The sequence below is a fragment of the Actinomycetospora sp. CA-084318 genome (genome assembly GCF_050955885.1).
Lineage (GTDB): Bacteria > Actinomycetota > Actinomycetes > Mycobacteriales > Pseudonocardiaceae > Actinomycetospora.
The window spans coordinates 501,901-527,143 of record NZ_CP192098.1 but is presented as its reverse complement, the minus strand read 5'-3'; the positions used below and the strand labels follow the sequence as shown (position 1 = coordinate 527,143).

The following is a 25,243-nucleotide window of genomic DNA, read 5'->3' as shown; positions in this document are numbered from 1 at the left end:
TCCGGCCACCTCGTCGCGGGCAACCCACGCCCGCGCCCCACCTCGTCGTCGTGAACCACGACGACGAGGTGCGGCCCCCGGGTCAGCGCCTGGTCGTGACCCCGTGGTGCGCGGCCGGGGTCGTGGCGGCCTGGGCCTTCGTGGCATGCGCCTTCGTGGCGTGGGCCTTCGTGGCATGCGCCTTCGTGGCGTGGGCCTTCGTGGCGTGGGCCTTCGTCGCGTGGTGCGTGGTCGGCGCGATCGGCGTGGTCGGCGCCGTGGTGGTGCCGGTCCCGCCGTGCGGCGCGGGCGCCACCGGTGCGGCGTTCGCGACCCCGACGGCCCCGACGGACGCAGCGGCCACGAGGCCGGCCGCGACGGTGATCCTGCGGAACGTGCTCGCCATGACGAGCTCCTCTCCCCGACGCCGGACGGCCAGCCCGTCCGGACGAACGCGGAACGTAGCCCCGTAATCACTCTCCGAAATCGCCCACCCGAAGCCTCCGGCAGGGCCCCAGCCGGGGTCAACCGCAGGTCAGGGGCACGTGAACGGTGGGCTCACCACCCGCCGCCGAAGCCCCCGTCGAAGCCCCCGCCCCCGAAGCCGCCGTCGAACCCACCGTCCCAACCGCCGCCGTCGAACCCGGGCCCGCCCCACCCGCCGTCGGCAACGCCGGAGAAGCCGGAGAACAGCGCGTCGGCGAGCAGCACGCCCCCGACCGCACCGACCCCGCCCAGGAGCATCGGCTTCCACCACGGCTCGGAGTACCAGCCGGCGGCCACCGGTCGCCCGGCGACGGTGCCACCGGGGTAGTAGTGCGAGGTGCGGGGGGACGGGTCCGGCGAGCCGAGCACGGTCCGGCCGCCGACGTCGACGGCGTGGTCCGCGGTGAGCGACCCGGCGCGGGCCCGGTCGGCGCCGGAGGGCAGGTCGGGGCCGGGGTCGAGGCCCATCGCGGTGCGCGCCGCGCGGACGAAGTGCAGCCCCTCGAGGGCGGTGTCGGTGACGAGCCGCCACTGCGCGGGCGTCGACGCGGAGGCGAGCTGCGAACCGGCGGCCGTGTAGCGCTCGGACGCGTCGGCGAGGGCCTGCCGCGACGGCTCGTCGGTGCCGGTCAGGGCGAGGACCTGGCCGCCGAGCCGGTCGTACCAGCGGCGGGCCTCGGCCTCCGCGTCCGCGAGATCGGCCGGGCCCGCCGTCGTGGCGCGCCCGGGCCGGCGGCCGAGGGCGAGCGCGAGCAGTCCGACGACGACGAGGAGGACGAGCAGGACGGTCACGTCCCCGACGGTCCGCCCGGCGGCTGTGCGTCGGCTGTGGCCACCCTGAGCATCGGCACGTGGGGGATGCCGTCCTCGTCGTAGCCCGGGCCGGCGACGGCGAAGCCGAACCGCTCGTAGAACCCCTGCGAGCGGACCTGCGCGCCGAGCACCACCGGCCCGGTCAGGGTCGCGAGGGCGGCACCGAACAGGGCGCCGCCCGCACCGGTCCCGCGCGCGGCGCGCGACGAGGCCACCCGCCCGATCCGCGTCGTCCCGTCCGGCTCGGCGAGGACCCGCAGGCAGGCGGTCAGCGCGCCGTCGGGCCCGTCCGTGGCGCGCGACCACCAGTGCTCGGCGTCGGGGTCCCGGCCGTCGATCTCCGGGTAGGCGCACTCCTGCTCCACGACGAACACGGCGACGCGCAGGGCGAGTACGTCGTGGAGGTCGCGAGGGGTCATGTCGTCGAGGCGAGCGTGGTGGATCACCACGCCGAGGGTGGCACCGAGGGCCGTCCTCGGTGTAGGAACTGCGTGTGGGCACCGAGGATCTGGAGCGGTTCTGGCCGAGCCGCCGCCTCGACGCCTTCGACGAGTTCTGTCGCCCGGACGTCTGACCTGCGCGTCCGTTCCGCGACCCTCGTTCGAAGGACCCCATCCCGCCATGACCACCGTCAGCGCGCCCTCCCCCGTCTCCACCCCCGTCGTCGTCGCCCTCGACCCGGTCCACCACGGCCTCGTCGACGCGGCCGGCGGCAGCCGTGACCTCGACGCCATGCTCGACGAGGCCCGTGCGGCCGAGCGGGCCGGCGCCGCCGCCGTACTCGTGCCGGCCGCGGGGGCGGGCGCCCCGGCGCCGCGCCACTGGCCGGCGACCGCACAGGCCCTCGCGGTCCTGCTCGCCACCACCCGGGTCCGGGTGATCGTGCCGATCCGCGCCCGCGCCTGGGACGTCGAGGCGGTCGCCCGCTTCGCCACGAGCGCCCACGGCCTCGCCGGGGACCGCCTCGTGGTGCGGGTGCTCGGCGCGGGCGCCCCGGCGTTCGCTGCGGCGCTGCGGACCCGCTGGTCGGGCGCCGTCGAGGTCGGCGCGCCCGAGACCGTCGCCGCCTGATCCCTCCCGGTGTGGGCCCGAGGCCCACGCCACACCCCTGACACTTGAAGCTTTAAGCGAAGGTGCTAGGCTCAGCCACATCAGTTGATGCTTCAAGCGTCTGGAGAACCACCATGACCGAGACCACCGCCCCGCAGCTGACCCTGGCCGGCTCGTACCAGATCGACCCGGCCCACAGCCGGATCGGCTTCACCGCCCGCCACGCCATGGTCACGAAGGTGCGGGGCTCGTTCGGCGAGTTCCGCGGCACCGCCGTGATCGACGAGGCGAACCCGGCCGCGTCGTCCACCGAGATCGTCATCGCCGCCGCCAGCTTCGACTCCAGCCAGGAGCAGCGCGACGGCCACGTCAAGAGCGGTGACTTCCTCAACGTCGAGGTCTACCCCGAGATCACCTTCCGCTCGACCGCCGTCGAGAAGGTCGGCGACGACGTCTGGCGCATCACCGGCGACCTGACGATCCGCGACGTCACGAACTCGATCACCGTCGACTTCGAGCAGAACGGCGTGGCGAAGGACCCGTTCGGCAACGAGCGCGCCGGCTTCGAGGGCTCGACCACGATCAACCGCAAGGACTACGGCATCACCTTCAACGCCGCGCTGGAGACCGGTGGCGTGCTGGTGAGCGACAAGGTCGGCCTCGAGTTCGACATCTCCGCGATCAAGCAGGCCTGATAGACACGCCCGCATGAGTGCGGCACAGCAGCCCGGTCGGACGGCCCTGGTCCTCGGCGGCGGTGGAGTCACCGGCATCGCCTGGGAGATCGGCGTCCTGGCCGGGCTGCGTGCTGCCGGGGGTCCGCTCGCGGCCTCCCTCGACGCCCCGGCGCTCGTCGTGGGCACCTCGGCGGGGTCGGTCGTCGGGACGCTCGTCGCCGCGGCCGCCGACGCCGGTCCCGACTGGGATCTCGCGGACGCCCTCGCCGCCCAGCACGCGCCGTCGACCACCGAGCTGCCGCGCGACGTCGACCTCGACGCGCTGTTCGAGCGCATGACCGCCACGACGGGCACCGACCCCGTCGAGGCCCGGCGGGCCGTCGGCGAGCTGGCGCTCGGCGTGGACCGTTCGGTGTCGGACGAGCGGCGGGCCGCGGTGGCCGCCCGCCTGCCGGTGCACGACTGGCCGACGACGCCGCTGCGCGTCACCGCCGTGGACGCGGAGTCCGGCGAGCTCGTGGTGTTCGACGCCGCGGGCGGCGCCGCCCTCGACGACGCCGTCGCCGCGAGCTGCGCGGTCCCGGGCGTGTGGCCCGTGGTGCCGATCGGCGATCGCCTCTACATGGACGGCGGGATGGCCTCGCTCTGCCACGCCACCCTGGCGGCCGGGCACGACCGGGTCGTGGTGCTCGTCCCGTTCCCCGCCGCGGGCGGCGCGGGCGTGCGGGCCCTCGACGACGAGCTCGCCGACCTGCGCGGGACCGGGGCCGAGATCGTCGTCGTCGGGCCGGATCCGGAGTACCTCGCCGGTCCCGGGCGCGCCGCCCTCGACCCGGCCGGTCGACCGGCGGCAGCCGATCTGGGGTACCGGTTGGGCCGGACGATCGGAGAGGACCCGACCTGATCCGCCCGGGGTGGCCGGGTGGGATCACACCCGCCACACTGGCCCCCCACCGTCGGTGACCGAGAGGGGCAGGTCGTGGATTTCGACGTCTTCGTCGAGGTGCCTCGGGGCAGCCGCAACAAGTACGAGCTGGACCACGAGTCCGGCAAGCTCCGGCTGGACCGGACGCTGTTCACCGCCACGCAGTACCCGGCGGACTACGGCTTCATCGAGAACACCCTCGGGCAGGACGGCGACCCGCTGGACGCCCTGGTGCTGGTGCAGGAACCGACCTTCCCGGGCTGTCTGGTGCGCAGCCGCGCCATCGGCATGTTCCGCATGACCGACGAGGCCGGCGGCGACGACAAGGTCCTGTGTGTCCCGGTGGACGACCCGCGCCTGGAGCACCTGCGCGACATCCACCACCTCGACCAGTACCACCGCATGGAGATCCAGCACTTCTTCGAGGTCTACAAGGCGCTCGAGCCCGACAAGTCCGTCGAGGGCCACGAGTGGGTGGGCCGCGCGGCGGCCGAGAAGGAGGTCCAGGCCTCGGTCGACCGCGCGAGCCGGGAGGGCTTCACCACGTGACGACCGACGGGGGCGTGTTCGGTGCCCCGCGCCCGGACGGCCCCCGGCCCAAGCTCGTCGTCATCGGCATCGTCTGGGCCGGCTTCGGCGTCGTCGCCCTGATCACCGCCCTGCTGATGAGCTCGGTGGCGATCGCGGTGTTCGGGGTGCTCTGCGTCCTCGCCGGCGGTGGCCTCTACGCCGGACAACGGGCCCGCGAGCGCCTCGAGGAGGACGAGCGGTCCTGGCGCTCGGACCCCGGCGGGCCCCGCGACGAGGGTCCCGATCCCGACGACGGCCCCCTGCCCGACGACGGGGCCCCGTACGACCCCGACCGGCACGCCACGCGCGTCATGTCCTCCGGCGACCACGACGACATCGTCGACGCGGAGTTCTACGAGGAGTGGGAGCCGTCCCCGTCCGAACAGGACGACGGCACCGGGTACGACGACGCCGAGACCGCCTTCCGCCGGCGTCAGGAAGACGAGTGGGCGCGGGAGGCCCGCGCCCACGAGGACGAACCCCGGGTGATCGAGGCCGACGACGACGCCGACGACACCGACGACGGGTCCGACGACGGGTCCACCACCGCGCCCGCCACCGAGCACCCGACGGCCGACGCGACGCGCGGCGCCGACGACCGCGGCACCGGACGCCGGGAGGCCTCCTCGTGACGGTCACGGCCGGCGCGGACGCACCCGTCGTCGAGACCCCCTCCGGCACGGTCCGCGGGCGGAACCACCCCGACGGCGGGGTGCTCGAGTTCCTCGGGCTGCGCTTCGCCCGCGCCGAGCGCTTCGGCGCCCCGACGCCGGAACCGGCCTGGACCGGCACCCGCGACGCGCGCGTCCCCGGCCCCCAGTGCCCGCAGCTCGCGTCGCGGATGGACGCGATCGCCGGGCCGTCGAACGCCGACGAGCTGGGCCAGGACGAGGACTGCCTGCGCCTCACGGTCCGCGCGCCCGCCGACCTCGCCCCCGGCGAGCGGCTGCCGGTGCTCGTCTGGATCCACGGCGGCGCGTACGTGATCGGCGGCGTCGACCTGGCCTGGTACGACACGTCCCGACTCGTCCGCGAGGGCCGCGTCGTCACCGTGAGCCTCGGCTACCGGCTGGGCATCCTCGGCTGGCTCCGGATGCCCGGCGTCTCGCCCGGCAACCTCGGCCTCGCGGACCTCGCGGCCGCGCTGCGCTGGATCCGCACCCACGTCGGGGCGTTCGGCGGCGACCCGGACGCGGTCACCCTCGTCGGTGAGTCCGCGGGCGCCCACGCGATCACCTGCCTCATGTCCGCGCCCACGCTGCGCGGCCTGTTCCACCGCGTCGTCCTGCAGTCGGGGCAGCTCGGCCTGGGTCTGGGCACCGAGCGGACCGCGGCCCGCGTCGCCGGGTACGTGCGCGACGCCCTCGACGGCGCCGACCCGCGCACGGTGCCGATCGAGGACCTCCTCGAGGCGCAGCGCCGGGCCATGGTCCGGCACGCCGGGCCGGGCGGGATCAACTCGGCGCCCGCGTTCACCCCGGTCGCGGGCGTCGAGCCGCTGGTCGGGGTGGCCGCCGCCGACCCATGGGTGGCGGCCGCGCACTCCGGCCACCCGATGATCATCGGGACGACGGCCGACGAGGCGAACACCTTCGTCCACATCGCCCCCGGGCTCCGGCGGCTGCGGGCGCGGTTCCCGACGCTGGTCGGCCTCGGGTCGCGTCTGGCCACGCAGCGGGTGTTCGTCACGCCCGCGCAACGCCTCGCCACCCGGGCCGCCACGGCCGGCACCACGGTGAGCACCTACCGCTTCACGTGGTCGGCGCCCGACTCCGGACTCGGCGCCTGCCACGCGATCGAGCTGCCGTTCCTCTTCGGCGGGCGGGACGCCTGGCAGGACGCCCCGATGCTGGCCGGGGCGTCCTGGGACGACGACGTCGAGCCGCTCGGCCGGGCCCTGCGCCGCCGGTGGCTCGACTTCGCCGCCGGGACTCAGAGCCCCTCGTAGGCCAGGGCCTCCCGGTACCGCGCGACGTTGGCGAGCTTGATGTCCTCGTAGCCGCGGACCAGGTCCGGCAGCGCCGCCACCCGCGCCGCCCGGTCGACGTCGCCCGCCGCGGCGAGCTCCGCCAGCCGCGGGACCAGGGCGCGGTACTCGGCCACCAGCTCACGCTCCACGCGGCGGACCTCGGCCCGCCCGAACGGGTCGAGCGCAGTCCCCCGCAGTCGGCGCATCGCCCGGAGCGAGACGTAGCCGGGGCGGAACCACGGCCCGAGCGTCAGCTTGCGACGCAGCCCCATCGCCCGCAACGACGGCGGGTGCAGCTTCCACGAGATGCGCGCGTCGGCCCCGAACTCCGCCCGCACGGACGCCCCGAACGCCGGGTCCAGCGAGAGCCGGGCGACCTCGTACTCGTCCTTGTAGGCCATCAGCCTGTGCAGCCCGACGGCGACCGCCTCGGCCAGCTCCGGCGCACCGTCGACGAGTCCGCGCACCACGTCGGCGTACGACCGCGCGTACGCGGCGTCCTGGTAGGCGACGAGTTCCGGCACGCGGATCGCGACGAGGCGCTCGAGCTCCGAACCGGCCGGCGCCCCGATCGAGGCGACGATCTCCGCGGCGACCGCCGCGCCCGCCGCCGTCAGGCCGGGGACCCCGTCGGCCGCGGGCCGCGTGACCGCCTCGACGACCGCGGCGAAGGCCGTGGGGTCGGCGATCGACTGGCGGCCCCGCCGGAACGCCTGGAGGTTCTTCTCGACGGCGGCGCCGTTGAGCTCGAACGCCGACTCCACGGCGGCGGCCGGCAGGGGCAGCGCCCCGAGCTGGAAGGCCGCCCCGAGCAGGATCGACAGCGCGAACTGATCGTCACCGAACAACGCCTCGGCCAACGCCCGGGCGTCGAGCACCGCGCCGACGTCGGCGCGGACGGACGACCGGATGCGACCCAGCACCGCGTCCACCGGCGGGTAGGTCACCGAGGGGTCGACCACCTGGTCGCCGGTCGGGATCTTCGCGCTGGACACGACGCCGACCGTTCGCGCCGACGAGGCGGCCTTCAGGTAGGCCGGGTCGGCCGCGACGAGCAGGTCGGCGCCGAGGTAGAGGTCGCACTCCCCCTCCGCGGCGCGCCCGGCGAGCTCGCCGTCACCGATCTTGACGTCGGAGACGACCGCGCCGCCCTTCTGCGCGAGTCCGGTCTGGTCGAGTCCGCGGGTGGGGCGCCCGGCGATCCGGGCGGCCGCGGCGAGCACCTGGGCGATCGTGGTGACGCCCGTGCCGCCGATGCCCGCCAGCCGGACCACGGCGTCGTCGGGAACGGTGCGGCGCGGGGTCGGCAGCACGTCCGCCGCCAGCGGATCGACGGCGGCGCTCCCGCGGTCCCCGCCCGGCTCGACGACCGTGAAGGCCGGGCAGTCGCCGTCCAGGCAGGAGTAGTCCTTGTTGCACGACGCCTGGTGGATGCGGGTCTTGCGGCCGAACTCGGTGTCCACCGGCGTCACCGACAGGCAGTTCGAGGTCTGTCCGCAGTCGCCGCAGCCCTCGCACACCCGCTCGTTGATGACGACGCGCGTGGTCGGGTCGGCCAGCTTCCCGCGCTTGCGCTTGCGTCGCTTCTGCGCCGCGCACTCCTGGTCGTGGATCAGCACGGTCACACCGGGCGTGGCCGCGAGCAGCTCCTGCGCCTCGTCGATGCGCGAGCGGTCCCAGACCTGCACGCCCTTCGCCAGACGCACGCGGCGGTAGCGGGACACGTCCTCGGTCGTCACGATCACGCGGGAGACGCCCTCGTCGAGCAGCACCCGCACCAGCTGTGGCATCGACAGCTCGCCGACGGCGTCCTGCCCGCCGGTCATCGCGGCCGCGCCGTTGCGCAGCAGGCGGAAGGTCACGTGCGCCCCCGCGGCGACGGCCGCGCGGACCATGAGGCTGCCGGAGTGGTGGAACGTGCCGTCGCCCATGTTCTGCACCCAGTGCGACGCCTTCGCGGGGTCGGCGAACGGCTCGGTGCCGAGCCAGTGCGCGCCCTCCCCGCCCATCTGCGTGATGCCGGTGACCTCGCCGACCTGGGCCTCCGGCATGAGCATGACCATCGTGTGGCAGCCGATGCCGGCGCCGACCAGCGATCCCTCGGGGGCCGACGTCGTCGAGGTGTTGTGCGGGCAGCCGGAGCAGAAGTACGGGTTGCGGGTCGCGCCCGCGAGCGGCAGGTCGATGCGGGTCCGCCGTTCCCGACGACGGGTCTCCCACGCCTCGACGGAGGGGATGCCGGCGAGCCGGGACGCGAGCCCGAGCGCGACCGCGTCCGGGTCGAGGTCCCCGTGCTCGGCGAACAGCGGGCGCCCGTCCGGGCCGCGCTTGCCGTGCACCGCGGGCGCCCCGGTGCGCCCGTAGAGCCGGTCCTTGATCTGGGTCTCGAGGAACGCGCGCTTCTCCTCGACCACGACGATCTCGTCGAGGCCCTCGGCGAACCGGTCGACGACCCCGCCCTCGAGCGGCCAGGGCATGCCGAGGCGCAGCAGCCGGACGCCGCGGCGGGCCAGCTCGGTGTCGTCCAGGCCGAGCGCGGTGAGCGCCTGCCGGAGGTCGAGCCAGCTCTTGCCGGCGGCGACGATCCCGATGCGCGCGGGTCCGGAGCCGACGATCGTGTTCAGGCCGTTCGCGGCCGCGTAGCGACGGGCGATGACCAGGCGCCTGCCGTGCAGGTCCCGCTCGAGCGGGGCGAGCGCCGGTCCGAGGAGCTTCGCGTGCGGCTGGTGGACGAAGGGGGTCCCGGCGCCGAACGTGACGTCCGGGAGGACCGGGAGCACGCGGTCCGGCCCGACGACCGCCGTGCCCGAACCGTCCGCGACCGCGGTGACCATCTTGAACCCGACCCAGAGCCCGGAGACGCGGGAGAGCTCCACCGCGTGCCGGCCGAGGTCGAGGACGTCCTGCACGTCGGCCGGGTAGAGCACCGGCAGCGCCATGTCGGCGAACGCGGCCTCGGAGGCGCACGGGACGCTCGAGGACTTGGCGGCCGGGTCGTCGCCCACGATCGCGAGCGCGCCGCCGTGGCGGGACGTGCCGGAGAGGTTGGCGTGGCGCAGGGCGTCGGTGGCGCGGTCGAGGCCCGGGGCCTTGCCGTACCAGTAGCCGGTGATCCCGTCGGCCACGTCCTCGCGCAGCGCGCCGGTGGACGGGGCGAGCTGGCCGCCCTGCACGGCGGTCAGCGCGATCTCCTCGTTCAGCCCGGGCGCGAACACGACGCCGTGGGCGTCGAGCAGGTCACGCTGCCGCGCGAGCTCGAGGTCGTAGCCCGCGAGCGGCGAGCCCTCGTACCCCGAGACGTAGCCGCCGGTGCGCAGGCCCGCGGCGGCGTCGGCCCGCCGCTGGTCCATCGGCAGCCGCACGAGCGCCTGGATCCCGGTGAGCTGCACGGTGCCGTCGGTCTCGGTGTACCGGTCGCGCAGGGTGAACGGGCGGGCGGCGGGAGCCGGCGACGCCACGCGCGGGGCGGGGCGGGCGGAAAGGTCGAGGGTCATGGTGGCGACCTCCGATCGGGGCGGGGCGGGATCCGCCGTCGGGATCGCCGGCGCCGGTCCGCCCGGGTGTTCGTGCTCGGATGGTCCGAGAAGTTAGTCACCTACTCGCCAGTGGTCCAAACGATCCGAGTTGATCTGGGCCATTGGTACACTGCAGCGTCGTGACGACCGCCATAGGCGGACCGTTGGACCAGCCGGAGGGACGCGATGACCCTGGACGACCTCGACCGCGCCCTGCTCCTCGCGCTGCTCGAACGCCCGCGCGTGGGCCTGCGGGAGCACGCGCGCTCCCTCGGGGTCGCCCGCGGCACCGTGCAGGCCCGGTTCGAGCGGCTGCAGGAGGCGGGGGTCATCACCGGCTTCGCCCCGCGCGTGGCCCCGTCGGCGCTGGGCTACGGCGTGCTCGCCTTCGTCACGCTGCACATCGCGCAGGGCCGGCTCGACGCGGTGGCCGAGCACCTGGCGTCCATCCCCGAGGTGGTGGAGGCCCACTCGATCACCGGCGACGGCGACCTCTGGTGCCGGGTGGTCGCGCGCGACAACGCCCACCTCGAGCAGGTGATCCAGGGCGTGCTGGCCTCACCCGGGGTGGAGCGGACGCAGTCGGAGATCTCGCTGACCGAGCGGGTGCCGGCCCGGGTCCTGCCGCTGGTCCGGGCCCTGCCGGCGCACCCGACGCGCCGGTGACCCGACTCGTTCGTGTCGCCGGCGTCACAGGGCCGGTTCCGGGGTATCGCAGCCTCAGGTGCACCCGAGGAGGACTCCCATGACCAGCCCCGAACTCCGTCCCGCCACCCTCGACGAGACCGCCATGGCCGACATCCGCCGGCTCGAGGAGACCCTCGGGACCCCCGTCGTCGCCTACGAGCCCGAGAGCCCCTACGCCGAGCTCTCCGACGACCAGCTCGCCGAGGTCCGGCGCGTCGAGTCCGCGCTCGGGGTCCGACTGCTCGCCTACCGGACCTGACGCCGGACCCGCATCACGCGGGGACGTCGGCCGCGCGGGACGGGGCCGGCCATCCCGGCTGGGCGGTCGGCACCGGGAGCACGACGGTGACCGGAGCGACCACGCCGACCGGCACCGCGAGCCGCCGGGTGGGGCCGGCCGGTCGTGGCGGCGGTTCCGCCGCGGCCGGTTCCGTGGCCAGGGCCGCCGTGGCCGGTTCCGCCGTGGCCGCCAGGGCGTCCGCGAGGTCCTCGAGATCGACCCCGAGGCCCGCCAGCAGATCGGCGACGCGCCCGGTCCGGGCCACGGTGGCCGCGAGCTCGACGGCGGTGACGGCGCGACCCTCCCGGGCCGCGCGGTGCGCCGACCGGTGCAGCACGGTCCGGGCGACGGAGCTCAGCGCGGGGCGGACGGGGTCGCCGCCGGTGGGGTCGTCGGAGGCCGCCCGGCCGCCCTCGGAGCCGTCGTCGAGGGCGGCGAGCAGGACGGCCGGCCCGACGCCGCGCATCCCGAACACGCGTCCGACGTCGCCGCCGGCCCGCACCGCCGCCACCGCCAGGTGCACCGTGTCCACCCAGCGCCGACCCTGCGCCACCGCCTCCCGGCGCGCGCCCTCCAGCAGCCGGGTGACCTCGTCGTCCGCTGCGACGACCTCCTCGTCCCGGGCCTCCAGGCAGCCGCGGCCGAAGGCGTCGGCGCCGACCACGGCGGCCGGGGCCGCGCCGCGGGGCCGGGGCGACGGGCGGCGGGGCGGCGTCACGACCCGGTAGGGCGGAGCTGCCGGGACCGCCGCGGAGGCCGTCTCCCAGGCCGCCGCGAGGTCGTCGAAGATCGGTGTGACCGGCACGGCGTCGGCCCCCTCCCGGGTCCCCTCGATCACGGACGGTCCAGGTATAGCCGGGGCGGTGACGCGGATCGGGGACCCCGGCGCGCCCTCCGCGCGGCAGGGTGATCCACCGATCGAGTGGCGCGACGGCGCGCGGTCACCGGCACGCCCGGAGTGGGCGAATCGGCCCCGCGCGCCGCGCCGCACGGTCGGCCCAGCGTCGTCGCCGACCGCCGCCGCACGTCCCCCCGCAGGGTGCTCACGCGGACCCGGAGGACACGTTCGGGTGGATGTCCGCCGCATCGCGTGGGCAGCAGCCCCCTGGGCCGTCGCGCGTTCTCGTGTGTGACGCTGCCGTGAGAGCCCACGGCGCGCGGACGGGAGGAGACGAGCGGATGAGCACGGCCGGACGACACGCGCCCGCGCCCGCCCCCGTCCGTACCGCGCACACGCGGGCGGTCGTCGCCGCGCTGGCCGGGGTCGCCCCGCCCGCCCGGGACCGGGACGCGGGTGCCGAGGCGGCGGCCGTCGTCCGGTGGTCGGGCGCGCGATACCGCCGCGGCACGCTCGCCGCCGACCTCGACACCCCGGAGGCGGCCTCCCGCCTGGTCTCGCTGCTCACGCGCCTCGGTGCCGAGGACGGCACCGTGCAGGGCGACCCGGCCCGGGACCGCTGGCGGGTGGACGTCGGACCGGACACCCCGACCGGCGACCCGCTGGCGGTCCGGCTCGGTCTCGTCGACAACCGGGGCCGCCCGCTGCCCGCCCCGCCGGAGTGGCTGACCGGCGGCTCGCTCCCCGGGGCGGTCGCCACCTGGCGCGGCGCCCTGTTGGCGCGAGGTGCACTGTCCGACGGGGTGGTCACCCTGGACTGTCCGGCCCCCGCGGCCGCGCTGGCGCTGGCGGAACTCGGCCTGCGGCTCGGGGTCCGGGCGCGCCGGGCGGGCTCCGGGACCCGGCTGACCGTCACGGAGCCGACCGAGGTCGCCCTGCTCCTCACCACCTGCGGCGGGCGCGGCACCGCCGCCGTCGCGGGGGTCGCCGAGGCGGACGACGGCGACGGGCCGGCGTCGGCCAACGACGCGCGGGCCACGGTCGCCGCCTCCCGGGCGGGTGCCGCGGTCGCGGAGGCGTTCGCGACGTTGGAGCGGGCCGGTGTCGACGTCCCGGCCGGCCTCGCCGAGGCGGGACGGCTCCGGCTCGCGCACCCCGACCTCGGCCTGCCCGAGCTCGCCGCCCGCGCCGAGCCGCCGCTGTCCAAGGACGCTCTCGCCGGTCGGCTGCGCCGGCTGCTCACCCTGGCCGCCCGGCACCGCTGAGCAGCACCGGCCCCCTCGCGCCACGATGGCGCCATGGTGGACACGGTGCGCGGCCCCGTCGACGCGGCGGCGCTCGGCACGACCCTGATGCACGAGCACGTCTTCGTCCTCACCCCGGACCTGCTCGCCAACTACGGCGCGGACTACTGGGACGAGGAGCTGCGCGTCGCGGACGCGATCACGAAGCTGCGGCGGCTCCGGGAGCTCGGCGTCGAGACCATCGTCGACCCGACCGTCGTCGGGCTCGGGCGCTACGTCCCCCGCGTGGCCCGGGTGAACGCCGAGGTCGACCTCAACATCGTCGTCGCCACCGGGCTCTACACCTTCGCCGAGCTGCCCCGCCAGCTGCAGAACCGCGGGCCGGGCACGCCCTTCGGCGGGGACGAGCCGCTCACCGGGATGTTCCTGCGGGACGTCCGCGAGGGCATCGGCGGGACCGAGGTGAAGGCCGCCCTGCTCAAGGGCGTCGTCGAGGAGGCCGGGCTGACGCCCGACCAGCTGCGCATCCACCGGGCGATCGCCGCGGTCCACCGCGAGACCGGGGTGCCGATCACGGTGCACACCAACTCCGCGCACCGCACGGGCACGCTCGCCCTCGACCTCTACGCGGCCGAGGGGGTCGACCTCACCAAGGTCGTGGTCGGCCACGCCGGCGACTCCAACGACCTGGACTACCTGCGCTCGCTCGCGGACCGCGGCGCCACGCTCGGCTGCGACCGCTTCGGCCTGGACAAGTACAACACCACCGACCGGCGCGTCGCGACGATCGCCGCGTTGTGCGCCGAGGGCTACGCGGACCGGATCGCGCTGTCCCACGACGCGTCCTGCTACATCGACTTCTACGCGGGCGAGGACACCCAGCGGGCGCTGCGGGAGACCGCCCCGAACTGGCACTACGAGCACATCAGCCGCGACGTCCTCCCCGCCCTGCGCGCCGCCGGGGTCACCGACGCCCAGATCACGACGATGATGGTCGAGAACCCCCGCCGCTACTTCAGCTGAGTAGCGACGAGCAACTCAGACCCTCTAGGCTCCGCCGCATGGAGTGGACCGGAGCGCGCTACGCCGACCAGCCCGAGGTGTCCGCCGACACCTGGATCGCCGCCCCTCCCGAGCGGGTGTGGCCGCTCGTCGCCGACCTGGAGCGGATGCCGGCGCGGAGCACCGAGCTCGAGGCGCTGTCGTGGCGCTCCGACGGACCCGCCGCGGGCGCCCGCTTCGTCGGGCACAACGCCCACCCCTCGTTCGGGACCTGGTCGGTGGAGGGCACGGTCGTCGAGTGCGAGGCCCCGTCCCGGTTCGCCTGGGAGATGGACGGCAGCGACGACGACGACGCACCGTCGTCGCGCTGGAGCTTCGAGCTCGTCCCCGAGGACGGGGGCACGCGGCTGACCCAACGGGCCCGGATGGGGCCGGGCCGCTCGGGGACGAGCGTGGCGATCGACGCCATGCCGGACAAGGAGCGGAAGATCGTCTTCGTACGGCTCCGCGAGTTCGAGGCCGCGATCACGCGCACCCTCGACGCCATCCGGGCCGAGGCGGAGGCCGCGGCATGAGGACCGCGACCACCGTCGAGGCCTCGTCCGATCCCGAGCTCGCCACCTTCGTCGTCGAGGCGGAGCACCTGGGGCTCGACGAGTGCTGGGTGGCCGAGGCCTGGGGCAGCGACGCGGTGTCCACGCTCGGGTTCCTGGCCGCCCGCACGGAGCGGATGCGCCTCGGCAGCGGGATCCTCCAGCTCGGTACCCGCTCACCGGTCGCGATCGCCCAGGCCGCCCTCACGCTGGCCGAGCTCTCGGGGGGCCGCTTCTCCCTCGGGCTGGGTGCCTCCGGACCGCAGGTCCTCGAGGGCCTGCACGGTGTGCCGTTCGACCGCCCGCGCACCCGGATGCGCGAGACGATCGCCGTCGTCCGGCAGGTCTTCGCGGGCGAGAAGGTGCAGTTCACCGGACGGACGGTCACGATCCCCCGCCCCGACGGCGAGGGCCGCCCGATGCGGCTGTCCGCGCGCGCGAACCCCGACATCCCGGTCTACGTCGCGTCGCTCTCGCCGCGCATGCTCGAGCTGACCGGGGAGGTCGCCGACGGCTGGCTGGGCACGAGCTTCGTCCCCGAGGGCGCCGACGCGTACTTCGCCCATCTCGACGCGGGCCTCGCGGCGGCCAGGCGCGAGCGGAAGGACCTGACGATCTGCCAGGGCGCCGAGGTCGCCTTCGCCGAGGACGAGGAGCAGCTCGCGGGCATGGTGGCCACGCGGAGGAAGGGACTCGCGTTCTCGCTCGGCGGCATGGGCACGGCGAGCACGAACTTCTACCACGACGCCTACGCGCGGCAGGGGTTCGCCGACGTCGCCGAGGCGGTGCGCGACCGGTGGCAGGCGGGTGACCGGGACGGCGCCGCCGGCCTCGTGCCCGACGCGATGGTGCTGGCCACGACGCTGCTCGGCACCGAGGACATGGTCCGCGACCGGCTGCGGGTGTGGTCCGACGCCGGCGTCGACACGGTCCGGCTGTATCCCGCGGGCGACACCCTGGACGAGCGCCTGACCACCCTGGGCCGGGCGATCGACCTCGTCCGCGCCCTCTAGTCGCCGTGCCACACCGTGGCCGCGGGCTCCGCGGCCACGAGGTGGAAGGTGGTGCGGCCGTGGGGCCGCCCGTTGACCTGCATCTCGATCATCTCCGTGGCGCCCACCACGATCAGCCGACCCGGAAGACCGGCCAGCCGATCTCGGTGCGCCACGCCGCCGGATCGGGATCGTCGCGCGGCCCGACCAGGTAGCGCTCCCGCACCGGCCCGGCCACCGCCATCGCGTTCTCCACCACCCAGGTCCCGAGCCGGCCGTAGGTGACCTCGATGCCGTCGTGCTCGCCGACGTGCGTGGTGACGGCCAGCTCCACGGGCGGCAGGTCCGCGGGGTGGACGCGTCCGGTGTGCGGCGGCGCCGCGGTCGGCAGGTACAGGAGGGCGTGACCGCGATCCTGCTGGAAGAGCGCGTCGTCGTAGGTGCCGCCGAGGGGCCCGGTCGCGGCGGGGCCGACGGCCGCGTCCAGCTCGACGACCGCGCCGGCGAACCAGCTCTCCACCTCGTGGGCCCCGAGGACGCCCGCCACGGCCGCCACCGTCCGGGCGGGCTCCGCGCGTAGCTCGACGTCGATCGGCGCGGGCTCGGGCTTGAGCAGGCGGCGGAGCGAGACGACCGCGGCCCGCGTCCGCGTGAGCTCGTCCTCGAGACATTCCAGGTGGCCGGCGACCAGAGCCGCCCGGACCTCCGGGTCGGGGGTCCGCAGGATCCGCCGGACGTCGTTCAGGGGGACGTCGAGCTCCCGGAGCCGCTGGATGACCTGTGCGGTCGGGATCTGGTCCACCGCGTAGTAGCGGTAGCCGGTGGCCTCGTCCACGACGGCGGGTTCGAGCAGGGTCGCCTCGTGGTAGCGGCGCAGGGTCCGCACGCTCAGGTGGGTCAGCTGCGAGAACTCCCCGATGGTCAGCACCCCTGCAGCCTGGACCCTCCCCCGGGGAGAGGGTCCAGGCCTCGACCCTCCCGCCCTGCCCGGCGACGGCGGCACCGTCCCGACGGTCTGACCCCTTGTCGCGTCGACGACCGATGCGCTGAGGTGGGCCCATGGGGCTCTGGGACAGCGGCGGGCTGGCGCCGCGCGAGCAGTTCGCCTTCTGGCACGAGGTGATCTGCCAGGCCTTCGTCCCGCTCACGCAGCACCGCACCCTCGCCGAGGACGGCTTCGCCGCGACCGTCGAGACCCGCACGCTCGCCGGCGTCAACCGGGCCCGCCTCCGGTCGCGGCCGCAGCGGACCGACCACGGTCCCCGCGAGGTCGCCCGGACCGACGCCGGCTTCTACTTCGTCAACCTGCAGCTGCGCGGACGGTGCGCGACGACCGTGCGGGGGCGGACCGAGGTGGTGGAGGAGGGCCAGTTCGTGGTGGTCGACACCGCGGAGCCGTACTTCTTCGACTTCGACCGGCCGTGGCAGATGATGTCCTACCGCGTACCCCACCACCTGCTCGCGCCGCCGTTGGCCGGTCGGCGTCCGGCCCTCGGACGCCCGATCGGCGCCGCGGGCGCCGGCGCGGTCGTGCGCGCCCTCATGACGACGTTGTGGTCGCTCGAGGAGGACGCCGCGGGCGGCGACGACCTGGTGCGTTCCTTCACCAGCGCCGTCGCGGCCGCCACCGCGGCGCCCGACGAGCGGGTCGTGCCGACCCGCTCACCCGCGCCCTGCTGGCCCGGCCCGCGTTCGAGAAGGCCGTCGGGGCGGGCTTCCTCAAGGGCCTCGTCCCGGCCGCGGTCGGTGGTGCGGCGGGCAGCGGCGTCGACGCCGCGATCTTCGTCGAGGAGTGGGCGACCCAGAGCCCCGACTTCACCATCTCCTTCGCGGGCCCGTTGATCGCCCTCATGCCGGTCTACGAGGTCGGCACGCCGGAGCAGGTGCAGCGCTTCGTCGCACCGTTCCTCGCCGACTCCGGGGCGCCCCTGGCCGCGATGGCGTTCAGCGAGCCCGGCGGGAGCGCCAACTTCGATGCCGAGGCCCCGGCGGCGGGGACCACCACGACGGCCGTTCCCGACGGCGACCACTACGTCGTCAACGGCACCAAGGCCTGGGCCTCGCACCTCTCGGGCTGGGACGGCGACGGACCGGACCTGATGACCATCGTCTGTCGCGCCCCCGGGGGCGTGTCCCTCCTCGTCGCCGAGCGGGAGCACCTCGCCGGCCACCTCGAGGTCGAGGAGCACTACGACCTCCCCGGGCTCCGCGGCTGTCTCACCTCGCGCGTGCGGTTGCGCGACGTCCGCGTCCCGCGCGCGAACCTGCTCGGCGCGGAGGGGCAGGGGGTCGCCCTCACCCGGAACGCCTTCCTGCCGAGCGGCGCCTCGATCGGCATCTTCGCCGTCGCGGCGATGCGCGGGGCCTTCGAGCTCGCCCACCGCTTCGCGACCACCGAGACCCGCGGTGGAGCGGAGCCGATCATCGCCCACCAGGCGGTCGCCGATGCGCTGTCGGACGCGAAGGGCCGCATCGAGGCCGTCCGACTGCTGTCCTGGCGTGCCCTCGACGCCGTGATGTCACAGCACCCGAGCGCCCTCGAACTCGGGCTGCACGCGAAGGTCCTCGGCTCCGAGACCGCCGTCGACGTCGTCCAGCGCCTCATGCAGGTCGTCGGGGTCACCGCCTACGACGAGCGGTTCCCCCTCGCCGAGTACCTGCAGGAGGCCCTGGCCTACCCGCTCATCGAGGGCAGCAACATCGGCGTCCGCCGCCGTCAGCTCCAGACACTGCTCCGGACACCCGGATACGACCCGCTCGCCGCGTCCGGGATGAGCTAGGGACCGACGAGCACGACGTCGAGCCGGCGCGGGCCGTGCACGCCCTCGACCCGGTCGAGCTCGATGTCGCTGGTCGCCGACGGACCGGACACGAACGTCAGCGGCGACGACGGGTCCAGCCGGGCGATCGCCTCCGGCACCGAGCACACGACGTCGGCCGCCCGGATCACGCACACGTGGTGGTCGGGGACGAGCGTGATCGCGCGTCGCCCCTGGTCGGGGGCCGCCGAGGAGAGGACGAACGTGCCGGTGTCGGCGATCGCGACGGCCGCACCGGTGACGACGGCGTCCACCGCATCGAGCTCGTCGACCGCGAGCGGCGGGCCGTCGGTGCGGACCTCGCCGGTGAACCCGGCGAGCCAGTCGCCCGGCAACCCCGCGGGGACGACGATGCTGCGCGCCTGCGCGAGCACACCCGCCACCGCGCCGGAGACGTCCGCCTCGGAGGCCACCCGGTAGACCGTGGCCTTGTAGTCGGTGAGCGTCTCGTCGAGCCGGTCCAGCACTGCCGCGCTGCCCGGGTCCAGCCGACCCGTCGTCGCGAACTCGCGGGTGACGAGGACGGGCGTGGCCGGGTTGCCGGCGTCCCGCGCGGTGCGCAGGCGGGCGAGGACCTCCTCACGCGCGTTCACGAGTGCGTCCTCTCCCACCACTGGCGGAACGTCTCGGCCGGCGGCGCCGGGAGGTCGCGGGCGTTCGTCCACCCCGACATCGGCCACGGCAGACCGGTGATGCGGCCCTTCCGACCGGCGAGGACCCGGCCGATCCCGAGGGCCTTCTCCGCCAGCTTGAACCGGCCCGGCGTCGTCATGGCGATGGCCGCCGCCTGCATCGTCAGGTCCTGACCGGTCGGCCTGCTGTGCGCGGCGACCGCCGCGGCGCGCTGCTGCACGAGCAGGTGCGGGATGTCGATGCGCACCGGGCAGGCGTCGAAGCAGGCCCCGCACAATGACGAGGCGTAGGGCAGGGAGGCGTTGACGTCGTCCGGTCCGGAGATGCCGGTCAGCTGTGGGGAGAGCACCGCCCCGATCGGTCCCGGGTAGATCGAGCCGTAGGCGTGGCCGCCGGTGCGCTCGTAGACCGGGCACACGTTCAGGCAGGCCGAGCAGCGGATGCAGTGCAGCGCCTGGCGACCGTCCGGCGAGGCCAGGACGTTCGACCGGCCGTTGTCGAGCAGCACGAGGTGGAAGGTCTGCGGGCCGTCGCCGGGCGTCACGCCGGTCCACGTCGAGGTGTAGGGGTTCATCCGCTCGCCGGTCGAGGAGCGCGGCAGCAGCTGGAGGAACACCTCGAGGTCGCGCCAGGTCGGCACCACCTTCTCCACGCCCATCACCGTGATGAGCGTGTCGGGCAGCGTCAGGCACATGCGGCCGTTGCCCTCGGACTCGACCACCGAGAGCGTCCCGGTCTCGGCCACGGCGAAGTTGACGCCGGAGATGCCCACCTTCGCCGTCAGGAACTTCCGCCGCAGGTGGGCGCGGGCCGCCATGGCGAGCCGGCGGGGCTCGTCGGTCAGCGACGGGTCCACCCCGGGCATCTCGCGCAGGAAGATCTCCCGGATCTCGGCGCGGTTGCGGTGGATGGCGGGGACGAGGAAGTGCGAGGGCCGGTCGTGCGAGAGCTGCACGATCAGCTCGGCCAGGTCGGTCTCGAACGCGGCGACGCCGGCGGCCTCGAGGGCCTCGTTGAGCCCGGTCTCCTGGGTGGCCATCGACTTGACCTTGACCACCTCGTCGGCGCCGGTGCCGCGCACCAGGTCGACGACGATCCGGTTGGCCTCCTCGGCGTCGCGGGCCCAGTGCACCGTGCCGCCGCGGGCGGTCACCTGCTCCTCGAGCTGCACGAGCAGCTCCGGCAGACGCGCCATGGTGTCGGCCTTGATCGACTCGCCGGCCCGGCGCAGCTCCTCCCAGTCGTCGACCTCGCCGACGACGGCGGCCCGCTTCGCCCGGATCGTGCGGGTGGCGTGGCCGAGGTTGCGCCGCAGCTGGGTGTCGGCGAGGGCGTGGTGCGCGGCCCGCGGGAAGGACTCCGTGCCGCGGAGGTGCCCGTGCGGATCCGACGCGACCGTCGGCATGCCCAGTTCCACGGTCCGGCTCCGCTCCGCTGCGCGTCCCTGTTCCACGGCCGTCATCGCGACGCCTCCTCGAAGACGATGTCGGTCGACGCGTCGTCGCGATCGGTGCTGGCCAGGATCTCCGCCAGGTGCACGGTGCGGACCCCGGAGCGCAGCCGGGACAGACCGCCGCCGATGTGCATGAGGCACGAGGAGTCGCCGGCGGTGCACACCTCGGCCCGCGACGAGAGCACGTTCGCCATCTTGTCCGCGAGCATCGCCGTCGAGGTCTCCGCGTTCTTCACCGCGAACGTGCCGCCGAACCCGCAGCAGACCTCCGCCTCGGGCAGCTCGACGAGCTGCAGGCCGCGCACCGCGCGCAGCAGCTGCAGCGGCTTGTCGCCGACGCGCAGCATCCGCAGGGAGTGGCAGGTCGGGTGGTAGGTGACGCGGTGCGGGTAGTAGGCGCCGACGTCGGTCACGCCGAGGACGTCCACGAGCAGCTCGGAGAGCTCGAAGGTACGGGCCGCGCCCTCCTCGGCCGCCTGCGCGAGCCCCTCGTCGCCGGCCCGGCGGGCGACCATCGCGTGCTGGTGGCGCACGCACCCCACGCACGAGCCCGACGGCGCCACGATCGCGTCCACGCCGTCGTCGAGGGCCCGCCCGAACACCTCGACGTGGTGGCGCACGACCGGCAGCGCCGTGTCCAGGTAGCCGGTGTTGACGTGCATCTGGCCGCAGCAGGTCTGGTCCGCCGGGAAGACGACCTCGTGCCCCAGCCGTTCGAGCAGCTGCACCGTCGCGATCGGCGCCTGCGGGAACATCGCGTCCCCGAGGCAGGTCGCGACGACGGCGATCCGCATGGGCGGGTCCTTCCCGACGGCCGGTGTGGTGGTCCTGGCGAGTCTGCCCGGTCGGGCCGACCGGCGCTCACCGTCACCGACGGCCGACGACGACGCCCACACGTGTGGTTACCCCGTGACGCTCCGCAATGCAGTAGTCCGCGTTCCGACTACTGCACTCCGCTCTGACCGGTTCCGTCGTCACCCACCGTGTCAGACAATCGGGCACATGCCTCACGTCCTGCACCCGCGTGCCGGGCAGGGACGTGCGACCCGTCGTCAGGAAGCCTGACGATGCCCGGGCGGCTGCGAGCGGCGGGGGGCGAGGAGGTCGAGGCGGCACGCGACCCGATGGTCGCGGGGCTGCCGGGTGCGGTGGCGCTCCTCGCGGCGCACCGCGCCGACCCCCGCGCGCCGCTCGCGGCCGCCGTCGTCGGGCCGGGCGGATCGGGGAAGAGCGCCGTGATCTCCGCGCTCGTCCGCTCGGCCCGCCGACGTGGGGTGACGACCCGACGGATCCGCTCCGGCGACACCGTGCCCTTCCCCTCGGACGAGGACGCGCTGCTGCTCGTCGACGACGCGCACGCGCTGGACGAGGCGACCCTCGCCGAGCTGACCGACGTCGCCGACGACCCGGACGCCCGCCTCGTCGTCACCGCCCGTCCGTGGCCGTGCCCGCGCGCGCTCTCCACGCTGTGGCTCGCGCTCGGCCGGGAGCGCGCACCCGTGACGCTCGAGCCGCTGACCGCGGCGGACACGGCCGACCGCGCGTCCGCCGTGCTGGGTTCCCGGTGCCCGCCGCCCCTCGCGACCACCCTGCGCCGGCTGTCCGGGGGCTCCCCCGCGGTCGTCGACCGGCTCGTCACGCAGATCCGGGACGGCGGCCCCCGCGGGGTGTCGGCCGCGGCCGAGCGCGGCTCGCAGGAGGTTCCGCCCGGCGTGCTCGACCTGCTGCGCCACGAGATCGGCGGGCTCGACGACGGGACGCGGCGGCTGCTCCTCGCGCTCGCGGTGGGAGCGCCCCGGGTCCCGGCCGCGCTCGCGGACGTCCTGGAGGTCGACCGCACCACGCTCGAGGACCGGCGCGAACGGGCCCGGGCGAGCGGTCTGCTGCTGCCCGCCCCGGACGCGCCGCCCGAGCTCGGCGCCCCGGTGGAGACCGTGCCGCCCCTGGCCCGCCGCAGTCTCGTCCGGCTCGCGGCCGCCGACGAACGCCTCGACCTCGAGCGCCGCATCGCCGAGCAGGCGCTGGCGCGAGGCGCCTCGGTCCTCGGGCCGGCGCGCCGACTGCTCGGCTCCGGCCTGCGCGGCGGCGACCTGCCGCGGGTCTTCACCGCCGCCGGCGACGAGGCGCTCGCGTCGGCCCCGCACCTGGCCGGGGCCCTCTACGCGGATGCGGTGGCCGCCGGGGCGTCCCCGGAGTCGGTGGTGCTGCGCCGGGCCGAGGCGGCCGCGCTCGCGGGCGACCTCGACACCGCGCTGCGGCTGGCCGACCCCCTCACGGCGGCTCGCGACGACGAGGAACGCGCGCGTGCGGTGACCGTGGTCGCGACCGTCATGGCCCACCGCGGGACCGGTCGACGCGCCGCCGGGATGCTCGTCGCGGAGCCGGGCCTGCGCGCCCTGGCCGCCCCGGGCCTCGTCGGGAACGGGGACCGGGAGCGCGCCGACGCGCTGCCCGAGGCCGGGACGACGATCGGATCGACCACCGTCCGGTCCGCGGTCGCGCTGACCGCCGAGGGCGTCCTGACCTCCCTGCGCCCCGACCCCGGCGCCGCGTCGGCCGCGCTCTCGGAGCTGACGCGGGCGGCGTCGCTGCTCGAACCGCTCGGGTCGGGGGTCCTGCTGCCCGACTCGCCGTCGGCGCTGGCCGCCCTGGTCGCGCTGCACGCCGGTGAGGTCGACGTCGCGGAGTCGGTGCTGCGGCGCGCCGTCGAGACCACCCCGGGCGGACCGGCACTGGTGCCGCGGCACCGCCTGCTGCTCGCGTGGGTGGCCATGGTGCGCGGGGACGTCGCCGGCGTGCGCGAGCAGGTCACGGCCGCCCGCGCGGACCGCCCGCTGGAGCCCCGGGACGAGCTGCCCGCGGCTGCCCTGGAGATCGCCGTGGCCCGCCGGACGGGCGACTCGGCGGGCCTGAAGGCCGGCTGGAGCCGGGCGCGGGAGGCGCTGGTGCGCCACCCGGTCGACCTGTTCGTGCTCCTCCCGCTCGGCGAGCTGCTCGTGGGGGCGGCCCGGCTGCGCGAACGGTCGGCGGTGCGGGTGGCGTGGGACGCGGCCGACGCGGTGCTCACCGCGCTCGGCGACCCGCCGCTGTGGCGGGCGACCACCAGTTGGTACGGGTTCGCGGCCGCGATCACCGCCGAGGACGTGCCCGCGGCGGAGCGTCAGCTCGCGGCGCTGCGGGCGGTGGCGCACTCGTCGGTGCTGGCCGGCGCTCTGGCCCGGGGCGCCGAGGTATGGCACGCGGCGGTGGTCGGGGAGGTCGACCCGGCGACGGTCGAGAGCGCGGCCCGGGGCCTGCACCGGCTGGGCTGGACGTGGGACGGTGCACGCCTCGCGGGCGAGGCCGCCATCCGCACGCGCGACCGGCGCGCCATGGCGACCCTCCTGGCCTGCGCCCGTTCGCTCGCGGACTCGGGCCGGCCCGCGGCGGACGGCGGGGACCCCGTCCCGACGGCGGGCCTGGTCGCCGACCCCGGCGAGGTCTCACTCTCCGAGCGCGAGCGCGAGGTGGCCCGGCTCGTGCTCGCCGGGCTGACGCACAAGCAGATCGGGGCGCAGCTCTACATCTCCGCGAAGACCGTCGAGCACCACGTGGCCCGCATCCGGCAGCGGTTGGGGTCGACGAGTCGCGGCGAGCTGTTCGCCCGGCTGCGGGAGTTGGTGGGCGGCCCGGTCTAGGCGATCGTGGTGGTCGCGCCGGCCGGCGCCGTGAGGGGGACGCGTCCCGGGCCCGACCCCCGTCAGGCCCGGGACGCGAGGATCAGGAGGCGGAACCGGCCGTCGCAGGTACCGCCACCGGGAGCGGGCCGGAGGAGACGCGCGGAGCCGGGAACGGCCCGTCGTCGGGAACGACCTCGGGTCCGGTGCCGCGGGTGAACTCGAGCGTCGTCGGCTCGAACCCGAGGAGACGCTGGAAGTGGCGCAGCCCGGCGTCGAGCCAGAGGGCGGTGTCGACGGCGAGGTGCCGGACGCCGCGTGCGATCAGCTCCTCGACGAGGTGCGCCGACAGCAGGTAGCGGGCGGGGCCGGACTCGCGGTCGGGCGCGGAGAGCATCAGGTCGAGGCGGGCGAAGGTCCCGTCGACCGACGTCAGGGCGATGACCTCGGTCGCGTCGTCCGCGTCGCGCGCCACCCACGCCTGCACCACGCCGGCGACGAGGTCGCCGCGCACCTCGGGCAGCAGGTCCTCCTCGTCGCGGGCGCGCAGCAGCGCCGCGAGCCGGACCTCGGCCTCCACCCGCCCCATCCGACGGCAGGTCACGCCGGCCTCGCGGGCCCGGCGGCTGTTGGTGCGCAGGGCCTGCTTCGAGCGCCCGCGCAGGTAGTCCTCGACCGACTCGGGCAGCTCGAGCACCGAGACCGCGAGGCGCCGCGGCACGCCGGAGCGCGCCCCGTCGTACTTGGCCGCCATCCGGTCGCCGGTCGCCGAGACCGAGCAGGTCACGGTCAGCTGCGGCAGGTCGGCCAGCACCGGCACCCGCTCGCGCAGCGCCGGGACCGCACAGGCCACGGTGGCCGCCGTGCGCCGCACCCGGCCCTGCACCCGGTGCCGGCGCTGCAACGCCTCGCCGAGACGCACGAACTCCGGATCCGCCAGCCCGCCCACAGTGCCTCCGTTGTCCGAGGGGCCGCCCGGCCGGGGAGACGATTCGGCCGGGCGCTGTCCACCACCGACAACGGCGCGTCCGTATGGCTCTCCTGATACTCCGAACGGTGCAC

Annotated in this window: 24 protein-coding genes and 2 pseudogenes; 16 read left to right on the top strand and 10 right to left on the bottom strand. The window is 75.6% G+C overall.

Annotated features, from left to right (window positions below; genetic code table 11):
- Positions 1-82: 82 nt before the first annotated feature.
- The 3 genes from ACQPYX_RS02570 to ACQPYX_RS02560 form a co-directional block, all read right to left on the bottom strand.
- On the bottom strand, positions 83-385 hold the full coding sequence (locus ACQPYX_RS02570) for a hypothetical protein (RefSeq protein WP_433801337.1): 303 nt from the start codon (positions 383-385) through the stop codon (positions 83-85).
- A 152-nt stretch (positions 386-537) separates the two neighbouring features.
- Positions 538-1,257 carry a hypothetical protein gene (locus ACQPYX_RS02565; RefSeq protein ID WP_433801336.1) on the bottom strand — a complete coding sequence of 240 codons (720 nt, stop codon included), beginning with the start codon at positions 1,255-1,257 and terminating at the stop codon, positions 538-540.
- Positions 1,254-1,724: a GNAT family N-acetyltransferase gene (locus ACQPYX_RS02560; RefSeq protein WP_433801335.1), complete on the bottom strand. Its 471-nt coding sequence runs from the start codon at positions 1,722-1,724 to the stop codon at positions 1,254-1,256. Before ACQPYX_RS02560 ends, ACQPYX_RS02565 begins: the two co-directional genes overlap by 4 nt.
- Positions 1,725-1,899: 175 nt before the next feature.
- Here ACQPYX_RS02560 and ACQPYX_RS02555 point away from each other — a divergent pair, with 175 nt between their 5' ends.
- The 6 genes from ACQPYX_RS02555 to ACQPYX_RS02530 all read left to right on the top strand — a co-directional run bounded on the left by ACQPYX_RS02555 (position 1,900) and on the right by ACQPYX_RS02530 (position 6,448).
- Positions 1,900-2,349: a hypothetical protein gene (locus ACQPYX_RS02555; RefSeq protein ID WP_433801334.1), complete on the top strand. Its 450-nt coding sequence runs from the start codon at positions 1,900-1,902 to the stop codon at positions 2,347-2,349.
- Positions 2,350-2,462: 113 nt separating this feature from the next.
- Entirely contained in the window at positions 2,463-3,023 is a 561-nt protein-coding gene (locus ACQPYX_RS02550; RefSeq protein WP_433801333.1) for a YceI family protein, read from the top strand.
- 13 nt (positions 3,024-3,036) lie between these two features.
- Complete coding sequence (locus tag ACQPYX_RS02545) at positions 3,037-3,909, top strand: patatin-like phospholipase family protein (RefSeq protein ID WP_433801332.1); 873 nt, start codon at positions 3,037-3,039, stop codon at positions 3,907-3,909.
- 75 nt (positions 3,910-3,984) lie between these two features.
- Complete coding sequence (locus ACQPYX_RS02540; protein WP_433801331.1) at positions 3,985-4,479, top strand: inorganic diphosphatase; 495 nt, start codon at positions 3,985-3,987, stop codon at positions 4,477-4,479.
- Positions 4,476-5,132: a hypothetical protein gene (locus tag ACQPYX_RS02535; RefSeq protein WP_433801330.1), complete on the top strand. Its 657-nt coding sequence runs from the start codon at positions 4,476-4,478 to the stop codon at positions 5,130-5,132. The genes ACQPYX_RS02540 and ACQPYX_RS02535 overlap by 4 nt, the downstream gene beginning before the upstream one ends.
- Positions 5,129-6,448 carry a carboxylesterase family protein gene (locus ACQPYX_RS02530; protein WP_433801329.1) on the top strand — a complete coding sequence of 440 codons (1,320 nt, stop codon included), beginning with the start codon at positions 5,129-5,131 and terminating at the stop codon, positions 6,446-6,448. The genes ACQPYX_RS02535 and ACQPYX_RS02530 overlap by 4 nt, the downstream gene beginning before the upstream one ends.
- Here the strand turns inward: ACQPYX_RS02530 and ACQPYX_RS02525 are convergent.
- The gene (locus tag ACQPYX_RS02525) at positions 6,433-9,963 is read right to left on the bottom strand and encodes an indolepyruvate ferredoxin oxidoreductase family protein (protein WP_433801328.1); all 3,531 of its coding nucleotides are present in this window, start codon (positions 9,961-9,963) and stop codon (positions 6,433-6,435) included. The genes ACQPYX_RS02530 and ACQPYX_RS02525 overlap by 16 nt on opposite strands.
- 207 nt (positions 9,964-10,170) lie before the next feature.
- Here ACQPYX_RS02525 and ACQPYX_RS02520 point away from each other — a divergent pair, with 207 nt between their 5' ends.
- Together ACQPYX_RS02520 and ACQPYX_RS02515 are read left to right on the top strand one after the other, a co-directional pair.
- Positions 10,171-10,650 carry an Lrp/AsnC family transcriptional regulator gene (locus ACQPYX_RS02520; RefSeq protein ID WP_433801327.1) on the top strand — a complete coding sequence of 160 codons (480 nt, stop codon included), beginning with the start codon at positions 10,171-10,173 and terminating at the stop codon, positions 10,648-10,650.
- 79 nt (positions 10,651-10,729) lie between these two features.
- A complete protein-coding gene (locus ACQPYX_RS02515) occupies positions 10,730-10,930 on the top strand; it encodes a hypothetical protein (protein WP_433801326.1) in 201 nt (66 codons plus the stop codon).
- Between the two features lie 13 nt (positions 10,931-10,943).
- Here ACQPYX_RS02515 and ACQPYX_RS02510 read toward each other — a convergent pair whose 3' ends face one another.
- The gene (locus tag ACQPYX_RS02510; RefSeq protein ID WP_433801325.1) at positions 10,944-11,789 is read right to left on the bottom strand and encodes a hypothetical protein; all 846 of its coding nucleotides are present in this window, start codon (positions 11,787-11,789) and stop codon (positions 10,944-10,946) included.
- 341 nt (positions 11,790-12,130) lie between these two features.
- On the opposite strand from ACQPYX_RS02510, the gene ACQPYX_RS02505 reads away from it, so the two are divergent.
- From ACQPYX_RS02505 to ACQPYX_RS02490, 4 genes are read left to right on the top strand one after another with little or no spacing between them, the layout of a single operon-like run.
- Positions 12,131-13,054 (top strand): helix-turn-helix domain-containing protein, encoded by a 924-nt coding sequence (locus ACQPYX_RS02505; RefSeq protein WP_433801324.1) that lies wholly within the window; start codon positions 12,131-12,133, stop codon positions 13,052-13,054.
- A 33-nt stretch (positions 13,055-13,087) separates the two neighbouring features.
- Positions 13,088-14,056: a phosphotriesterase family protein gene (locus tag ACQPYX_RS02500; protein WP_433801323.1), complete on the top strand. Its 969-nt coding sequence runs from the start codon at positions 13,088-13,090 to the stop codon at positions 14,054-14,056.
- A 38-nt stretch (positions 14,057-14,094) separates the two neighbouring features.
- Positions 14,095-14,610 (top strand): SRPBCC family protein, encoded by a 516-nt coding sequence (locus ACQPYX_RS02495; protein ID WP_433801322.1) that lies wholly within the window; start codon positions 14,095-14,097, stop codon positions 14,608-14,610.
- Positions 14,607-15,641 carry an LLM class flavin-dependent oxidoreductase gene (locus ACQPYX_RS02490; RefSeq protein ID WP_433801321.1) on the top strand — a complete coding sequence of 345 codons (1,035 nt, stop codon included), beginning with the start codon at positions 14,607-14,609 and terminating at the stop codon, positions 15,639-15,641. Before ACQPYX_RS02495 ends, ACQPYX_RS02490 begins: the two co-directional genes overlap by 4 nt.
- A gap of 112 nt (positions 15,642-15,753) precedes the next feature.
- Here the strand turns inward: ACQPYX_RS02490 and ACQPYX_RS02485 are convergent, their stop codons facing one another.
- Entirely contained in the window at positions 15,754-16,548 is a 795-nt protein-coding gene (locus tag ACQPYX_RS02485) for a MerR family transcriptional regulator (protein WP_433801320.1), read from the bottom strand.
- 131 nt (positions 16,549-16,679) lie between these two features.
- On the opposite strand from ACQPYX_RS02485, the pseudogene ACQPYX_RS02480 reads away from it, so the two are divergent.
- The 3 genes and pseudogenes from ACQPYX_RS02480 to ACQPYX_RS02470 form a co-directional block, all read left to right on the top strand.
- A pseudogene (locus ACQPYX_RS02480) lies at positions 16,680-17,174 on the top strand (hypothetical protein); the annotation flags it as partial.
- Positions 17,174-17,470 (top strand): annotated as a pseudogene (locus tag ACQPYX_RS02475) (hypothetical protein); the annotation flags it as partial. The pseudogenes ACQPYX_RS02480 and ACQPYX_RS02475, both read left to right, overlap by 1 nt.
- Complete coding sequence (locus tag ACQPYX_RS02470; protein WP_433803657.1) at positions 17,471-18,400, top strand: acyl-CoA dehydrogenase family protein; 930 nt, start codon at positions 17,471-17,473, stop codon at positions 18,398-18,400. It abuts the pseudogene before it with no gap.
- Here ACQPYX_RS02470 and ACQPYX_RS02465 read toward each other — a convergent pair.
- From ACQPYX_RS02465 to ACQPYX_RS02455, 3 genes are read right to left on the bottom strand one after another with little or no spacing between them, the layout of a single operon-like run.
- Entirely contained in the window at positions 18,397-19,032 is a 636-nt protein-coding gene (locus ACQPYX_RS02465; RefSeq protein ID WP_433801319.1) for a LutC/YkgG family protein, read from the bottom strand. The two genes, ACQPYX_RS02470 and ACQPYX_RS02465, sit on opposite strands and share 4 nt — an antisense overlap.
- Complete coding sequence (locus ACQPYX_RS02460) at positions 19,029-20,477, bottom strand: LutB/LldF family L-lactate oxidation iron-sulfur protein (protein WP_433803656.1); 1,449 nt, start codon at positions 20,475-20,477, stop codon at positions 19,029-19,031. The genes ACQPYX_RS02465 and ACQPYX_RS02460 overlap by 4 nt, the downstream gene beginning before the upstream one ends.
- A 53-nt stretch (positions 20,478-20,530) precedes the next feature.
- Positions 20,531-21,319 carry a (Fe-S)-binding protein gene (locus ACQPYX_RS02455; protein WP_433801318.1) on the bottom strand — a complete coding sequence of 263 codons (789 nt, stop codon included), beginning with the start codon at positions 21,317-21,319 and terminating at the stop codon, positions 20,531-20,533.
- A 273-nt stretch (positions 21,320-21,592) separates the two neighbouring features.
- Here ACQPYX_RS02455 and ACQPYX_RS02450 point away from each other — a divergent pair, with 273 nt between their 5' ends.
- Entirely contained in the window at positions 21,593-24,202 is a 2,610-nt protein-coding gene (locus ACQPYX_RS02450; RefSeq protein WP_433801317.1) for a LuxR C-terminal-related transcriptional regulator, read from the top strand.
- A gap of 82 nt (positions 24,203-24,284) precedes the next feature.
- Here the strand turns inward: ACQPYX_RS02450 and ACQPYX_RS02445 are convergent, their stop codons facing one another.
- Positions 24,285-25,130 (bottom strand): hypothetical protein, encoded by an 846-nt coding sequence (locus ACQPYX_RS02445; protein ID WP_433801316.1) that lies wholly within the window; start codon positions 25,128-25,130, stop codon positions 24,285-24,287.
- Positions 25,131-25,243: the final 113 nt, after the last annotated feature.

Bases quoted from the DNA above. Each gene is read 5' to 3' on its own strand.
- ACQPYX_RS02570 (WP_433801337.1), bottom strand. From the start codon at position 385: ATGGCGAGCACGTTCCGCAGGATCACCGTCGCGGCCGGCCTCGTGGCC.
- ACQPYX_RS02555 (WP_433801334.1), top strand. From the start codon at position 1,900: ATGACCACCGTCAGCGCGCCCTCCCCCGTCTCCACCCCCGTCGTCGTC.
- ACQPYX_RS02550 (WP_433801333.1), top strand. From the start codon at position 2,463: ATGACCGAGACCACCGCCCCGCAGCTGACCCTGGCCGGCTCGTACCAG.
- ACQPYX_RS02545 (WP_433801332.1), top strand. From the start codon at position 3,037: ATGAGTGCGGCACAGCAGCCCGGTCGGACGGCCCTGGTCCTCGGCGGC.
- ACQPYX_RS02525 (WP_433801328.1), bottom strand. From the start codon at position 9,963: ATGACCCTCGACCTTTCCGCCCGCCCCGCCCCGCGCGTGGCGTCGCCG.
- ACQPYX_RS02520 (WP_433801327.1), top strand. From the start codon at position 10,171: ATGACCCTGGACGACCTCGACCGCGCCCTGCTCCTCGCGCTGCTCGAA.
- ACQPYX_RS02515 (WP_433801326.1), top strand. From the start codon at position 10,730: ATGACCAGCCCCGAACTCCGTCCCGCCACCCTCGACGAGACCGCCATG.
- ACQPYX_RS02505 (WP_433801324.1), top strand. From the start codon at position 12,131: ATGAGCACGGCCGGACGACACGCGCCCGCGCCCGCCCCCGTCCGTACC.
- ACQPYX_RS02500 (WP_433801323.1), top strand. From the start codon at position 13,088: ATGGTGGACACGGTGCGCGGCCCCGTCGACGCGGCGGCGCTCGGCACG.
- ACQPYX_RS02495 (WP_433801322.1), top strand. From the start codon at position 14,095: ATGGAGTGGACCGGAGCGCGCTACGCCGACCAGCCCGAGGTGTCCGCC.
- ACQPYX_RS02490 (WP_433801321.1), top strand. From the start codon at position 14,607: ATGAGGACCGCGACCACCGTCGAGGCCTCGTCCGATCCCGAGCTCGCC.
- ACQPYX_RS02470 (WP_433803657.1), top strand. From the start codon at position 17,471: ATGCCGGTCTACGAGGTCGGCACGCCGGAGCAGGTGCAGCGCTTCGTC.
- ACQPYX_RS02460 (WP_433803656.1), bottom strand. From the start codon at position 20,477: ATGCCGACGGTCGCGTCGGATCCGCACGGGCACCTCCGCGGCACGGAG.
- ACQPYX_RS02455 (WP_433801318.1), bottom strand. From the start codon at position 21,319: ATGCGGATCGCCGTCGTCGCGACCTGCCTCGGGGACGCGATGTTCCCG.
- ACQPYX_RS02450 (WP_433801317.1), top strand. From the start codon at position 21,593: ATGCCCGGGCGGCTGCGAGCGGCGGGGGGCGAGGAGGTCGAGGCGGCA.